The following is a 15,008-nucleotide window of genomic DNA, read 5'->3' as shown; positions in this document are numbered from 1 at the left end:
AGCCGCTTTTTGCATGCCGAGCCGCCGTCACGGCGCCGTGTGCTATAAAGCGGTCGTAAAAGGGACCCACAACCGGCAAACCGGTCTACCAACATACACCAGTCATGTCCAAAGCTCTGATCATTGCGGAAAAGCCTTCTGTCGCGAACGACATCGCGCGCGCTTTGGGTGGCTTTACCAAGCATGACGAATACTACGAGAGCGACGAGTACGTCCTGTCGTCCGCTGTCGGCCACCTGCTGGAAATCGCTGCCCCGGAGGAATACGAGGTCAAGCGCGGCAAGTGGAGCTTCGCGCATCTGCCCGTCATTCCGCCGCATTTCGACCTGAATCCGATTGCGAAGAGCGAGTCGCGCCTCAAGGTGCTGACCAAGCTGATGAAGCGCAAGGACGTCGATCACCTGATCAACGCATGCGACGCAGGACGCGAGGGTGAGCTGATCTTCCGCCTGATCGTCCAGCACGCGAAGGCAAAGCAGCCTGTCCAGCGCCTGTGGCTGCAATCGATGACCCCGCAGGCGATTCGCGACGGCTTCGCGCACCTGCGCAGCGATTCGGACATGCAGCCGCTCGCGGATGCCGCCCGCTGCCGCTCGGAAGCGGACTGGCTCGTCGGGATCAACGGCACCCGCGCGATGACGGCGTTCAACAGCAAGGGCGGCGGCTTCTTCCTGACGACGGTCGGCCGCGTACAGACGCCAACGCTGTCCATCGTCGTCGAACGTGAAGAGAAAATCCGCCGATTCGTTCCGCGCGACTACTGGGAAGTCAAGGCGCAGTTCGCGTGCGCAGGCGGCTTCTACGAAGGCAAGTGGTTCGACCCGAAATTCAAGCGCGACGAGTTCGATCCGGAAAAGCGCGACTCGCGGCTCTGGAGCCTGCCCGCCGCGGAAACGATCGTCGCGGCCTGCCGCGACCAGATCGGCACGGTCACCGAGGAATCGAAGCCGTCGACGCAGCTGTCGCCGCTGCTGTTCGACCTGACGAGCCTGCAGCGCGAAGCGAACAGCCGCTTCGGCTTCTCCGCGAAGAACACGCTCGGCCTCGCGCAGGCGCTGTATGAAAAGCACAAGGTGCTGACCTACCCGCGTACCGACGCGCGCGCGCTGCCGGAAGACTACATCGCGACCGTCAAGTCGACGCTCGAGATGCTCAAGGAGAGCCACAACTACCTGCCGCACGCGAAGCAGGTGCTCGACAAGGGCTGGGTGAAGCCGAACAAGCGCATCTTCGACAACTCGAAGATCAGCGACCACTTCGCGATCATCCCGACGCTGCAGGCGCCGAAATCGCTGTCCGAGCCCGAGCAGAAGCTCTACGACATGGTCGTGAAGCGCTTCCTCGCGGTGTTCTTCCCGGCTGCGGAATACAAGGTCACGACGCGGATCACCGAAGTCGTCGGCCATTCCTTCAAGACCGAGGGCAAGGTGCTCGTCGAGCCGGGCTGGCTGCAGGTGTACGGCCGCGACGCCGAAGGCGCCGATGCGAACCTCGTGCCGGTGCAGAAGAACGAGAAGGTCAAGACCGACGAGATCGCCGCACAGGCACTCGTGACCAAGCCGCCCGCGCGCTATTCGGAAGCGACGCTGCTGTCGGCGATGGAAGGCGCGGGCAAGCTGGTCGAGGACGACGAGCTGCGCGAGGCGATGGCCGCGAAGGGGCTCGGCACGCCGGCCACGCGCGCGGCGATCATCGAAGGGCTGCTCGGCGAGAAATATCTCGTGCGCGAAGGCCGCGAGCTGATCCCGACCGCGAAGGCATTCCAGCTGATGACGCTGCTGCGCGGGCTCGGCGTGAAGGAACTGACCGCGCCGGAGCTCACCGGCGAATGGGAATACAAGCTGTCGCAGATGGAACGCGGCAACCTCGCGCGCGACACGTTCATGCAGGAAATCGCCCGCATGACGCAGCAGATCGTCAAGCGCGCGAAGGAATACGATTCCGATACGATCCCCGGCGATTACGCGACGCTCGAGACGCCGTGCCCGAACTGCGGCGGCCAGGTGAAGGAAAACTACCGCCGCTTCGCGTGCACGAAGTGCGAGTTCTCGATCTCGAAGATCCCGGGCAGCCGGCAGTTCGAAATCGCAGAAGTCGAGGAGCTGCTGCAGAAGAAGGAAATCGGCCCGCTGTCCGGTTTCCGCAGCAAGATGGGTCGGCCGTTCTCGGCGATCCTGAAGCTGTCGTTCGACGACGAGACGAAGAACTACAAGCTCGAGTTCGATTTCGGCCAGGATCAGGGCGGCGAGGAAGGCGAAGCGCCGGACTTCTCCGCGCAGGAGCCGGTCGGCGCGTGTCCGAAGTGCAAGGGCCGCGTGTTCGAGCACGGGATGAGCTACGTGTGCGAGCACTCGGTCGCGAACCCGAAGACCTGCGATTTCCGCTCCGGCAAGGTGATTCTGCAGCAGGAAATCACCCGCGAGCAGATGGGCAAGCTGCTTGCCGACGGCCGCACGGACCTGCTGCCGAACTTCAAGTCGTCGCGCACCGGCCGCAATTTCAAGGCGTATCTCGTGAAGCAGCCGGACGGCAAGATCGGCTTCGAGTTCGAGAAGAAGGAGCCGAAGGCGGCCGCCGCGAAGAAGACGGCAAAATCGGCGACGAAGGAAGCGGAAACGGTGACGGAAGGCGCAGAAGAGAAACCGGCGCCGGCTCGCAAGACCGCCGCACGCAAGACGACGACGCGCAAGACCGGCTCGTAACGCCTTCGAGCGCCAGCCCGGCGCGCAGCGCCGGGCCGTCCACAAAAAAAACGCGGATCGATTGCTCGATCCGCGTTTTTTATTGCGCGGGCGGTTCCGGACCGCCCCGCCCTGCGCCGCGTTACAGCGGCGACGGCACCGCGACGCGCGTGCGCGGCGAACGCGGCAGGCGCGGCGACAGCTTCGGGTCAGCCGCTTCCGGCCGCTCGGTGCGCGCCTCGACGCCGATCGGTGCGGCCGCGACGCCCTGCGCCGCCCATTGCTCGCCCATCATCGCATCGGTCGAATGGCTGAAATGCTCGACGAGGTGGTCGATGAAGGTCCGCACCTTGGCCGGCAGATGGCGCCGGCTCGGGTACGCGATGTTGATCTCGACCTGCGGCAGCCGGAAATCGGGCAGCAGCCGCACGAGCGCGCCGCGCGCGATATCGTTGCCGATCAGGTAGCTCGGCAGGATCGCAACGCCCATGCCGAGCAGCGCGAACTGACGCAGCATCGCGGTGTTGTTCGCGACGATCACGTTGGTCGGCCGCACCCGCACTTCCCCGTCCGGGCCCGTAAACACGCGCTCGTCGCCCCAGTATTCGGTCGGCAGGCTCAGGCTCGGGTGTTCCGCGAGCTGTTCCGGATGGGTCGGCACGCCGTGCTTCTCCAGATAGCTCGGCGTCGCGCAGACGGTCATGCAGCCGGTCGTGAGGCGCCGCGTGACGATGCTCGCGCTGCGCATCTGGCGCGTGACCACGATGCCGACGTCGAAGCCTTCCTCGACGAGATCGACCTGCCGGTCGACCAGCGTCAGATCCGGCACGACTTTCGGGAACTGCTCGGTGTAGGACTGCAGGACGGGCGCGAGGTTGTGCAGGCCGAACACGACCGGCGCAACGATGCGCAGCGTGCCGACCGGCTCGTGATTGCGCGCGACGACCATCTGCTCGACATCCTCGAGCTCATCGAGGATCTGGCGCGCGCGCTCCAGATAGACCTGGCCGGACTCCGTCAGCGAGAGGCTGCGCGTGGTGCGATTGAGCAACCGCGTGCCGAGACGGCCTTCCAGATCGGCGACGTGACGTGTCGCAACCGCGTTGGAGATATCCATTGCACTCGCGGCCCGCGCGAAACTGCCGAGATCCGCAACCTTGACGAACACTCGCATCGACTGCAAATGATCCATAAACGACTCCTGCCGCTGTTACCGCTACAAAAAGATGAAGCAAATGCGTAATTCTCCTACGACAGCGGAATCGATGCAGAGTTGCTCACCAAGCCCCCAAACTCCGATAAAAATAGTCAAACTTCCTCGGGTTACGCGGACGGATGATCTGATTATTCTGATTGGAGCAACAATTGGGTGAACCTCGTCTGCGAAGCGGCGGATTCAGCAAGGACGTGTTTGATGCGACACAGCATCGCATGGGGCCTGACCTCGAAACCGGCGCAGGGGCAGGCTTGGCGCCAATTGCGGCAGGGCGTAACAACCTGTTAAAAAGACACCACGCGGCCGTTCTGCATAGCATCATGTCGGCCCCGGCCGGGCGGGGGCGGTGCGCAACGCGCCGTCACTGCCCCTGATTCAACGCGCGACTCCCGCTCACCATGAAAATTGCCATCCTCGACGACTACCAGGACGCCGTCCGCAAGCTGAACTGCTTCCAGATGCTCGCCGACCACGACGTGAAGGTCTTCAACAACACGGTACGCGGCCTGGGACAGCTCGCGAGCCGCCTGGCGGAAGTCGAAGCGCTCGTGCTGATTCGCGAACGCACCCCGATCTCGTCGCAACTGCTCTCCAAGTTGCCGCACCTGCGCATGATCAGCCAGACCGGCCGCATCGGGACCCACATCGATCTCGACGCCTGTACCGAACGCGGCATCTCCGTGCTCGAAGGCTCGGGCTCGCCGATCGCGCCCGCTGAACTGACCTGGGCGCTGATCATGGCCGCCCAGCGCCGGATTCCGCAGTACGTCGCGAACCTGAAGCAGGGCGCCTGGCAGCAGTCGGGCCTGAAGACGTCCGCGATGCCGCCGAACTTCGGCCTCGGCCAGGTGCTGCGCGGCCAGACCCTCGGCATCTGGGGGTACGGGAAGATCGGCCGGCTCGTCGCCGGCTACGGCAAGGCATTCGGGATGAACGTGCTGGTCTGGGGCCGCGAGCACTCGCTCGAGGCGGCGCGCGCGGACGGCTACACCGCGGCCGACAGCCGCGAGGCGCTGTTCGAGCAGAGCGACGTGCTGTCGCTGCACCTGCGCCTGCACGACGACACCCGCGGGATCGTCAAGCAGGACGACCTGATGCGCATGAAGCCGACGTCGCTGCTCGTCAACACGAGCCGCGCCGAACTGTTCGAGGAGAACGCGCTCGTCAACGCGCTGTCGCACAATCGGCCGGGGATGGTCGCGATCGACGTGTTCGAGAGCGAGCCGATCCTGCAGGGCTACGGCCTGCTGCGGATGGAGAACGTGATCTGCACGCCGCACATCGGCTATGTCGAGCGCGAAAGCTACGAGCTGTACTTCAGCGCGGCGTTCAGGAATATCCTCGCGTTCGACCAGGGCGACACGTCGAACGTCGTCAACCCGGAAGCGCTGACACCGATCCGCAAGCGCTGACCGTCAGCCCGGCCGCGCTTGCCGCGGCCGTCCGTTGCCGTCAGGCGACCACCCGGCCGCCCGTCATTGCCGCAACGCGGGTGAGGAAATGCTCGCCGTCGCGCCGGCCGAGGTCGTACGCGTGCCGCATCTGCAACGGGCTCGTGTAGTCCCAGCTCGAGATCGGCACCTTGCTCGACGGCTGCACATACAGGCGCTGCTGGTCGCCATGCGCGACCGTAAACATCTGCGGCCGCGGGTACAGCCGGGTGACGAGCACCAGCACCTGCCCCGGCGACGCGTCGAGCGCATCGACCGGCACGTTGTCGACCATCCCGCCGTCGAGCACCGGCCGCCCGTTGCGGCGCAGGACCGGCGTGAACGGCGGCGTGCACGACGACTGCAGGATCAGGTCGGCCAGCTCCTCGACCCGCGTGCACGCCTGCGCGCGCATGAATTCCGGCCGGAAGCCGAGCTTGCGCCCGAGCGTCGGATGCAGCGTCTTGCGCACGTACTTCTCGATGTTGTACGCGACGAGGCCCGCCGCGACCGCGCTGCGCGCGCCGAGCCAGCGCGGCACGTGCGACACGCCGATGCGGATCTCGGGCGCGTCGGCGAGTTTCGCGAACGGCTCGCCGTAGATGTCGAGCAGCGCCTGCCGGTAGATCCGGTAGTGCGGAAACACCGGCTCGCGGCCGAACAGGTTGCCCCAGTACGCGTTCTTCCGGTTGTGGCGCAGCGCCGCTTCGTAATAGCGCATCACCCACGCCGCGTCGCGCGTATACAGCATGCAGGCCGTCGCGGCGCCGGCCGAAATGCCGGCGATCACGCGCGGCCGCAGCGCGAGCGCGGGCTGCACGACGTCCCAGAAGCCCGCCTGCCACCAGCAGCGGTTGCCGCCGCCCGCGAACACGATCTGGTCGAACATCGCGCCGCTCAGCCGACGAGCGCGTAGGTCGACGTCGCGTGGACGGCCATGTTGCCCTCCTCGTCGTACAGCTCGACCTCACCGAACACCAGGTTGCGGCCCATCCGCAGCACGCGCGCGGTGACGAGCACGTCGCCCTTGCGCACCGGGCGCATGAAGTTCGTGTTCAGCGACACGGTCGTCATCGGGCGGAATTCGCCGAGCGCGACCGAGATCGCCACGACCATCGCGGTATCGGCGGCGGCCGTGAACACCTGGCCGCAGATGCCGCCGCCGGAGTGGCGGAATTCACCGGAAAAAGGCAAGCGCAGCGTGACGCTGTCGTCGGCGATCGAAACGGGGACCAGACCGAGCGAGCGGACCCACGGGGCCAGCAACCGGTCCAGCAATTCGCGGACTGCGTTTTCGTCCATCTTCGAATGTCCAGGAAATGTTGCGCGACCGCCGCGCAACAGGTGTGGTCGTCATCATACCGGGAGCGCGGCGACTGCGATCGCTCGCGGACTCGCCGGCTTCGTTGCACGGCGATGACGAAATATTTTTGAGAAATTCGCAGAAAGGGCTTGCGCGCCCCGAAAAAGCCGTGCATAATTTCACTTCTGTTGGGGGCGTTAGCTCAGTTGGTAGAGCAGCGGACTCTTAATCCGTAGGTCGAGTGTTCGAGTCACTCACGCCCCACCAAAGAATTCAAGGGCTTAGCAGCGATGCTAAGCCCTTTTTTCTTTTCCGCCTGCCAACCGATCGTCAACGCTGCTGCGTTGATTCCCCAATGACCCAAGCCTGCATGTAGGCGATGCTCTGCCAAAGAGCAATGTTGCTTCGCACTCGCACGCGCTTGCCGCAAGCGCCGCCAGACCGCACAACAAACAAGTACGGGTCAATGTCCCATCGAAATTGCGCGCATCCGCCGATGCAACGCGAATGACGATTGCGAACTGCGCGGAGAAGGCCCGGCACGCTCAGTTGCCAGGCGGCCGGGGCGGCACTTTTTGCCAGCCGCCCGGGCAAGTTCTGACATAGGGGTAGTAGCGGGCAGACTGCGCGCAGTAGTACCAATAGTCCGCAGGCGGCGCCGTGCCCGCGCCGGGCTGCTCGCCCGGCCCTGATTCAGTGTATTGGGTCGGCTCGGCATACGGGGCATACGGGGCATATGGAACTGATGCAGCCGGCCAGTAGGGGTAATAGGGATAAGGGTAGCCGTAATACGGATAGGGATAACCGTATCCCCAGCCGGGGCCCCAGGCGAACCCGACGGACCAGCCGCAGCAACCGCGGCCATGGTAATACCCGCGGTAGTAGCCACCGTGGTAGTAACCGCCACCATGGTAGTAACCGCCACCGTGGTAGCCGCCTCCGCCGTGGTAGTAACCGCCGCCCCCCCAGCCCCCTCCGCCTCCGTGGGCAATGGCCGTACCGCTGGCGCCCAAGGCCGCCAACATCAGTATCAGCTCGCAAATCCTGCGCGTGCTCATGGTGTCACCTCGATCGGCGACGGATTCGGACGGTGTCCGAGTCAGAACCGGCTTCTATGAGCAGTTTAGGTTCTTGCGCGGGTTCTGTCGCATCTTGCCGGTGGCCCGAGCGCGTGCGGCATGGTCGCCTGGCGCACCGGCAGTTCAGGCGTACCGAGCCGCCGCCCCCATGCCTTCACTGCATCGGCGCGGCGGTTCAGTTGCAGGCCAAAATGTCGCCCTCGCCGAGCACCACCAAACAAATAGCTTTCATATTTCTTTCGTTTTTATTTTTGACAAGGTTAAATGGCATCTCCACACCTTGCGCGGAGATACCCATGACCAATTTCGAACGCGGCGCCTTCACATTAGGCGGATGCATCGGGGCCTACACGCTCCTCGTCGGCATCCTCAAGTTCTTCGGCGTATAGAGTGGGAGCAATTGGCGGGCCGCCCCAGTCCCCAAAATTCTGGTAAGCATATGGCCGGCCTGCCGCCCGGTACCGATGCCCACGCACGTGTGTAGATCACTTGATGCGCTAGGCCGCAACCGGCGCCGGCGGAATCTCAGTGCGACGAGCGATTTCCTCCCATTGATCCTTCGGATAACCGGCATAGCCGAGTCAGTCACGCCCCACCAGAAAAAAATGGCCGGTCCAGCAAAAGCTGACCGGCCTTTTTCATTTCTGTAGCTGTCATCCTGACCGACGCGCGACACCGCGCCCCCACCGCGGCGATCGGTGCCGGCAGGCCGCACCCGCTTCAGCCCTTCGTTACGCGCTTGCCTGCCGCCGGCGCATCGTCGTCGTCACGTTCATGCCGCCGCGCCGGCGACGCATCCCCCACCCGCACCGGATACGCCTTCCCTCCCATCAACCCCTTCCACAGCACCTTGTTGTACGCGACCGCATCGACCCGGTCCTCGACCGAGAAATCCATCCCGCGCGTCACCGCCGCCCAGTAACTCACCCCGTGCGTCGGCTTCAGCGCGGCGGTCTTGATGTCGCCCGCCGGAATCGGCAGCTGCGTGTTCGCGAGCAACCCCGACGCGACCGCCTTGTACGTCCACTTCGGCTGACCCAGGTCGAACACGTCGGTCATCGGCCCTTGCGTCGCATCGAACAGGCCGAGGTGATCGAGGCCCAGCACCTCGGTGATCGTGCGGATCATGTTGACCGTCGTGTAGTGCGTGCTGACGACGGCGTTCTGCTTCACGTACGGCCCGATCACGAACGCGGTGCTGCGGTGCGCATCGACGTGGTCGGGCCCGTCCTGCGCGTCGTCCTCGACGACGAAGATCAGCGTGTTCGATGCATACGGGCTGTTCGAGACCGCCTGAGCGACGCGGCCGACCGCATAGTCGTTGTCGGCGAGCTGCAGCTCCGGCGTGTTGACGCCGTCGATCGCCGCCTTGTACGCGCCGGTGTGGTCGTGCGGCAGGCGCAGCAGCGTCAGCGACGGCAACTGGCCATTCGTGACGAAGCCGTTGAACTCGCGCTCCCATTCCAGCTCGCGGTAAAGATCGGGGTACGCATTGTCGTAGCCGCGGAAGAACTGATCGGTGCGATCGACCAGCGCAGGGCTCGTCGCATAGGCCTGCAGCGTGTTGTCGACGAACGGCGCGCGGTCGCGGGGAATCGCGTTGGCGCCGCTGTAGCGCGCGAGATCGATGAAGAAGCCGTAATTGCGCACCGTGAGGCCCGCGCGCAGCGCGGCGTTCCAGATGTAGCCCTGCTGGATCGCGTCGGACGGGCCGTCCGGCGCGGACACGTCCGCGTTGCCGGGCAGCAGGTCCGGGTCGGCCGGCAGCGCGGGATTCTCCGCGAGCCGCTGCGCGCCGGCCAGGCCGACGTTGACGTTGCGGTTCGCGCCTTCCCAGTCGTACGAGCCGCCGCGCGAGCCGTTGGGCAGCGGGCTGCTCGAGTAATTGACGGGCAGCATCTTCGCGCCGGCGTCGGATTCGCGCGCGCCGGTCGTCCACGGCCAGCCGTTGCCGCTCACGTCGCCGGAATCATGGAAGTTGTCGAGCGTGACGAACGTCTTCGCGAGCGCGTGCATGTTCGGCGTCGTCGCGTTCGGGAATTCGGCGAGCGAAGGATCACCGTTGCCCGTGCCCAGATCGCCGAGAATCTGGTCGTAGGTGCGGTTCTCCTTGACGATATAGATCACGTGCTTGATCTTCTGCCGCAGCGCGGTCATCGTCGCGACGTCGGCCGCGGACAGCGCCGCGTTGAAGCTGTTGTTGTCCGCGACCTGCTTCGTCAGCAGATCGAGCGTCGTGCCATCCGGCGCGGGCATCCACATGAAGCCGCCCTTGCTCAGCTGCTCGATGTACTGATTCTGCACCTGCGCGACCGGCGAGTTCTTCACGGGGCACGGCGACGTGCCGTAACCGAGGCAGTTGCCGCGATTCGGGCCCGGCATGTTCTTCGTGTAGACGACGTAGAGCCCGTTGTTCGCGCCGACCGCGACATCGGACGGGTACCAGCCGGTCGGAATCAGCCCGGTCACCTTCGGCGTGTCGCCGGACAGCGACACGACCGCGACGTCGTTGGTGCCGCGGTTGCTCACGTACAGCGTGGTTTCGTCCGGCGACAGCGCGAGCCCGTTCGGCGACGCACCGCGATACTGCATCTCGGTGACGAGCCCGGCCGGCGCGACGGTCGACACGCTCGACACCACCTTGTTCGCCGTCGTGTCGATCACCGACACGACGTCCGCGTTGTCGGACGCGACGAAGAGGCGCGTCTGCGCGCGGTTCAGCACCATCTTGTTCGGATTGCCGCTGACCGGGATGCGCGCGACGACCTGCGGCGCATTGGTCGAGATGTCGACCACGACGACCTCGCGGTCGCGCTCGCTCGACACGTAAGCAGTCTTGTTGCCGACGATGCGAACCGCGTTCGGATATTCGCCGCCCGCCGCACCGGACGCGCCGCCGCTCTTGCCCGGCCGCAGGTCGCGTTCGCCGAGCACCGCGCCGGCCGCGAGATCGACCAGCGTGACGGAGTCGTGATAGCGGTTCGCGACGACCGCGCGCTTGCCGTCCGCTGTCACGTCGACGCCGGTCGCGAGCGGCGAGCTGCCCAGACCGTTGCCACCCTTGTGATTCAGCGCGATCGGCGCACCCGCTTCGCCCCACGCGCCCTGCGAAAACGCGAATACGTGCAGGTTGTCGTCGCCGCCGCCCGTCACGTAGAAGTGCTGGCCATCCGACGCGAATGCGATGCCGACATAGGTGTCCGGCACCGGCAGCACCTGTTTCTTCACCGGCGCGCCGCCCGACACGTCGAACACGAACACGTACTGGTTCGAATCGGCGTTGATCAGCTTGCCGCTCGCGTCCACCACATTGTTGTAGCCGCTCGTCAGCACGAGCAGCGTCTTGCGGTCGGGGCTGAGCGCCTCCGACACGGGCTGGCCTGCGACGAAGTCCGGCAGGTCCGTCAGCCCCGGGTTCAGTACGACCGGCGTCGTGCCGGGTGCAGCTGCCGGTGTGATGCGCTGCCCGGTCGACAGCAACGTCGACGTCGTGTCGCCAAGCCTCGCGGCGGGATCGACGGAATCGCTGTTGCACGCGGTGAACGTCGCGGCAACCGCAGCAGAAAGGAGGAGAGTCTTGTACACGGGCACCCCTGTTAGCTGGATGAAAACGTTTCCGCGCAAAGGCGGCATTGTGGTGGAAATGGCAACGTCGAGGTAATAATTCGTAATGGTCGGCAGACTAATGGCCGCGAATGAAGCGGCGATGACAGCGCGTGCGCGTGGGTCGGATACGGGCGGACGCCGCGGCCGCCCGCCAGCAGCCCGCGCCGCAGGTCACGTGGGGTCGGCGATTGCGCCGATCGCGGCGCCCGGTTTGCGGATCGGCAGGCACTGCCGCATGCGCGCGGGTCGATCGGCGGCCGCGCCGTTACCGACTGTTACACAAGCGACAACGCGGTATCACCCGCCCGGCCTGCGCTACGTACCATTCAGTCAGGATGAACTGGTTGCTCGCGTGCCTGGAAGGCAGCGAACGGAGTGAAAGTAAATGAAACGAATCCTGTTATCCGGTGCCGTCGGCGTGGCCGCCGCCTGCCTGTCGGCCAGTGCGTTCGCGCATGCCGACATCGGCGTGTTCCTCGGCGTGCCGGGACCCGTGATCGAGGCGCCGCCGCCGGTGGTCTATGCACCGCCGCCGCCTGTCGTGTATGAACCGGCGCCGGTCTATTACGGCCCGTACTACGGCGGATACCGCTACCGCCGCGAATGGCATGACAACGGCTGGCATCGCGGCTGGCACCATCATCATCACGACGACGACGACGATTGATTTTGCGCAGGCGGCCATTGCGGCCGCCTATCGCCGGGGGACATCCATCCGCGCGCAACGGCGACGCGGTATCCGGCAGCGCAACGCATGCGCTTGCCGCACTGGCGTATGAGCAGCCCCCAACCGCATGCCCCCCGCCCATCAACGAACCGCGCCGGCCTGACAGCCGGCGCGTTCGCATCACCTCCCGCTTACCACGGCAGCGAATACGTCTTCGTATTCGTGAAGCTCTTCATCGCTTCCTGCACGCCTTCCTTGTAGCCGAGCCCCGAATCCTTCACGCCGCCGAACGGCGTCAGTTCGAGCCGGTACCCCGGCACTTCGCGCACGTTCACGCTGCCCACCTCCAGCTCGGTGATGAAGCGCGTAATGGAGTCGAAGCGGTTCGTGCAGATCGACGACGACAGCGCATAGTCGGTGCTGTTCGACATCCGGATTGCCTCGTCGATGTCCTTGAAGCGCATGATCGGCGACACGGGCCCGAACGTCTCGTACTTCACGAGCGGCATGTCGGGCGTCACACGATCGACGACCGTCGGCGAATACAGCGCACCGTCGCGCACGTTGCCGACCAGCAGCCGCGCACCGCGCGCGATCGCATCGTTCACCTGCTGCTCGCAGAACCGCGCGGCCGCTTCGTCGATTACCGTGCCCATGTCGACCGACGGATCAGCCGGATTGCCGTATGACCATGCGCGCGTTTTCTCGACCACCAGCTCGGTGAAGCGGTCGGCCACCGCTTCGTGCACGAGCATCCGCTTGATCGCCGTGCAGCGCTGCCCCGAATTCTTGTACGAACCCGACACCGCGAGCGTGCTCGCCTCGTCGAGGTCCGCGTCCTCCATCACGATGATCGGATCGTTGCCGCCGAGCTCGAGCACCGCGCGCCGGTAGCCCATGCGCGCAGCAATCGACTTGCCGATCGACACACCGCCCGTGAACGTGATCAGGTCGATCGCGGGGTTCGTGATCAGCTCGTCGGCGATCTCCTTCGGGTCGCCGGTGATCACCTGCAGCATCTTCGGCGGCAACCCCGCTTCATACAGGATGTCCGCGAACAGGTAGCACGACAGCGGCACCTTCTCCGACGGCTTCACGACGAGCCGGTTGTTGGTCGCGACCGACGGCACGACCTTGTGCGCGACCTGGTTCATCGGATGGTTGAACGGCGTGATCGCCGAGATCACGCCGAGCAGCGGCTCGCGCTGCGTGTACACGCGGCGCTTCTTGCCGTGCGGCGTCAGATCGCACGAAAAGATCTGACCGTCGTCCTTCAGCACTTCGCCCGCGCCGAACGTCAGCACGTCGGCGACGCGGCCGGCCTCGTACGTCGAGTCCTTGATGCACAGCCCGGCCTCGGCGGTGATCAGCCGCGCGATCTCGGCGGTGCGCGCCCGCACGATGTCGGCTGCGCGGCGCAGGATCGCCGCGCGGTCGTGCCGCGTCAGCGTCGGCCGGTAGGCGCGCGCAACCGCGAAGGCGCGCCGCACGTCGTCGAGCGTCGCCTTCGGCACGGTGCCGACGAGCGAGCCGTCGTACGGATTGCGCACCTCGATCACTCGATCGCGGCGGATCTGTTCGCCGTCGATCCGCAACGCCTCGTGGCGGATCTCGTTGACGGCCGTCGATGCTGCAATGGCATTCATGAATGAGCCCCTTACGGATTCGTTCGGATCACTGAAGATGATTGAGCGCGATATCGATGATGTCGAAGTTGCGCAGCCGCGTGCGGCCGGTCACGTCGGCGGCGACCGGCTTGCTGAAGATCAGCGGCACGATCTGCTCGGAAATCCCCCCGTGCGAGCGCAGGGGCACGTCGAGCCCCGACAGGTCGTGCTTGATGCGCCGCGTGCCGAGCACCACGTGCTGCTTCGAGATCACGATCAGGTCGCCCATCCGCGCCGGCGGCAGCTCGAAACGTGCGCAGCCTTCGGCGCCCGTCAGCACGACCTCGATGCCGTCGACGGCGGCGAGCCGCGCGCGCAGCGCGTCAAGATCGGCCGAATCCGGCACGTAGACGGTCGCGAACGAACCGAGCGCGCCGTGGTGCACGACGTACGGATCGGTGATCGGCAGGATCACGCGCGCGGCGTCGTGGCCGAGCCAGTCGTCGAACAGCTCCTGCAGGTAGATCACGTTCGGCTCGCCGGTCGTGTCGTCATGCTTCGCGTTCATCCCGTGGTCGGCCGTGATCGCGACGATCGCGCCGAGCTCGTCGAGCCGCTTCAGGTACTTGTCCATCATCTGGTAGAACGCGTTCGCGCCGGGCGTGCCCGGTGCGCACTTGTGCTGCACGTAGTCGGTGGTCGACAGGTACATCAGGTCGATCGGGCGCGTCTCCAGCAGACGCACGCCCGCGGCGAACACGAACTCCGACAGCTCCGCGCTGTACACGCTCGGCACCGGCTTGCCGACCAGCTCGAGCACGTTGTCGATGCCGTTCTCGTCGACGGTCGCCTCGTCGGCCTTCTCCGACGAGAAGCAGATGCCCTTCAGCCCCTTGCCGAGCAGGCGGCGCAGCTTGTCCTTCGCGGTCACCACCGCGACGCGCGCGCCCTGGTCGGCAAACGTCGCGAGCACGGTCGGCGCGACGAGGTACTTCGGGTCGTTCATCAGCACTTCGGCGCCGCTTTCGCGATCGTAAAAATAATTGCCGCTGATACCGTGTACCGAAGGCGGCACGCCCGTCACGATCGACAGGTTGTTCGGGTTCGTGAAACTCGGCACCACGCACTCGCCCTTCAGCGCGGTGCCGGGCTTCAGCAGCGTGCGCAGGAACGGTGCGACGCCGGCCTCGGCGGCCAGCTCCAGGTATTCGTATGCGCAGCCATCGACGCACACGACCACTACTGGCCTGCTCATCCAGTTGTAGCGGCGGCCGTTCACTTCTACGGAAACAGGCGTTTCGGTCATGACAGTCCTTTCAGTTCTGAGGGGTTGAGCCGTCGGCGCCCGCGGCGCGCCGCCATGGTGATTTCCATGCTTGACATTAAAATTGATGATTTGTAGATTGTCAACAACATGCA

At 65.3% G+C, this 15,008-nt stretch carries 10 protein-coding genes and 1 tRNA gene; 4 read left to right on the top strand and 7 right to left on the bottom strand.

The annotated features are described in order from the left end of the window. The first annotated feature begins 104 nt into the window (after positions 1-104). Positions 105-2,702: a DNA topoisomerase III gene (locus ACV229_RS05940; RefSeq protein WP_448082186.1), complete on the top strand. Its 2,598-nt coding sequence runs from the start codon at positions 105-107 to the stop codon at positions 2,700-2,702. A 121-nt stretch (positions 2,703-2,823) separates the two neighbouring features. On the opposite strand, the gene ACV229_RS05935 is transcribed toward ACV229_RS05940, so the two are convergent. Continuing rightward, positions 2,824-3,873 carry a LysR family transcriptional regulator gene (locus tag ACV229_RS05935; protein ID WP_448082185.1) on the bottom strand — a complete coding sequence of 350 codons (1,050 nt, stop codon included), beginning with the start codon at positions 3,871-3,873 and terminating at the stop codon, positions 2,824-2,826. A 422-nt stretch (positions 3,874-4,295) separates the two neighbouring features. Here ACV229_RS05935 and ACV229_RS05930 point away from each other — a divergent pair, with 422 nt between their 5' ends. Continuing rightward, positions 4,296-5,309 (top strand): D-2-hydroxyacid dehydrogenase family protein, encoded by a 1,014-nt coding sequence (locus ACV229_RS05930; RefSeq protein WP_448082184.1) that lies wholly within the window; start codon positions 4,296-4,298, stop codon positions 5,307-5,309. Positions 5,310-5,349: 40 nt separating this feature from the next. On the opposite strand, the gene ACV229_RS05925 is transcribed toward ACV229_RS05930, so the two are convergent. Continuing rightward, entirely contained in the window at positions 5,350-6,216 is an 867-nt protein-coding gene (locus ACV229_RS05925) for a patatin-like phospholipase family protein (protein WP_448082183.1), read from the bottom strand. A gap of 8 nt (positions 6,217-6,224) precedes the next feature. Beyond that, complete coding sequence (locus ACV229_RS05920; protein ID WP_448082182.1) at positions 6,225-6,629, bottom strand: PaaI family thioesterase; 405 nt, start codon at positions 6,627-6,629, stop codon at positions 6,225-6,227. A gap of 192 nt (positions 6,630-6,821) precedes the next feature. On the opposite strand from ACV229_RS05920, the gene ACV229_RS05915 reads away from it, so the two are divergent. After that, positions 6,822-6,897 (top strand) — tRNA-Lys (locus tag ACV229_RS05915). A gap of 987 nt (positions 6,898-7,884) precedes the next feature. On the opposite strand, the gene ACV229_RS05910 is transcribed toward ACV229_RS05915, so the two are convergent. Further along, complete coding sequence (locus tag ACV229_RS05910) at positions 7,885-8,007, bottom strand: hypothetical protein (RefSeq protein ID WP_448082181.1); 123 nt, start codon at positions 8,005-8,007, stop codon at positions 7,885-7,887. Positions 8,008-8,429: 422 nt separating this feature from the next. Next, positions 8,430-11,294, bottom strand: coding sequence for a bifunctional YncE family protein/alkaline phosphatase family protein (locus tag ACV229_RS05905; RefSeq protein WP_448082180.1), 2,865 nt, complete (start codon positions 11,292-11,294; stop codon positions 8,430-8,432). A gap of 406 nt (positions 11,295-11,700) precedes the next feature. Here ACV229_RS05905 and ACV229_RS05900 point away from each other — a divergent pair, with 406 nt between their 5' ends. Beyond that, complete coding sequence (locus ACV229_RS05900) at positions 11,701-11,982, top strand: hypothetical protein (protein ID WP_448082179.1); 282 nt, start codon at positions 11,701-11,703, stop codon at positions 11,980-11,982. Positions 11,983-12,173: 191 nt separating this feature from the next. On the opposite strand, the gene phnY is transcribed toward ACV229_RS05900, so the two are convergent. Together phnY and phnA are read right to left on the bottom strand one after the other, a co-directional pair. Then, on the bottom strand, positions 12,174-13,628 hold the full coding sequence (gene phnY, locus ACV229_RS05895; protein WP_448082178.1) for a phosphonoacetaldehyde dehydrogenase: 1,455 nt from the start codon (positions 13,626-13,628) through the stop codon (positions 12,174-12,176). A 28-nt stretch (positions 13,629-13,656) separates the two neighbouring features. Beyond that, positions 13,657-14,895, bottom strand: a complete 1,239-nt coding sequence (phnA, locus tag ACV229_RS05890; protein WP_448082177.1) for a phosphonoacetate hydrolase — start codon at positions 14,893-14,895, stop codon at positions 13,657-13,659. Positions 14,896-15,008 lie beyond the last annotated feature (113 nt).

Source organism: Burkholderia sp. MR1-5-21 (assembly GCF_053427715.1).
The sequence above is the reverse complement of the archived record's forward strand: the minus strand, read 5'-3'. Positions and strand labels throughout refer to the sequence as shown.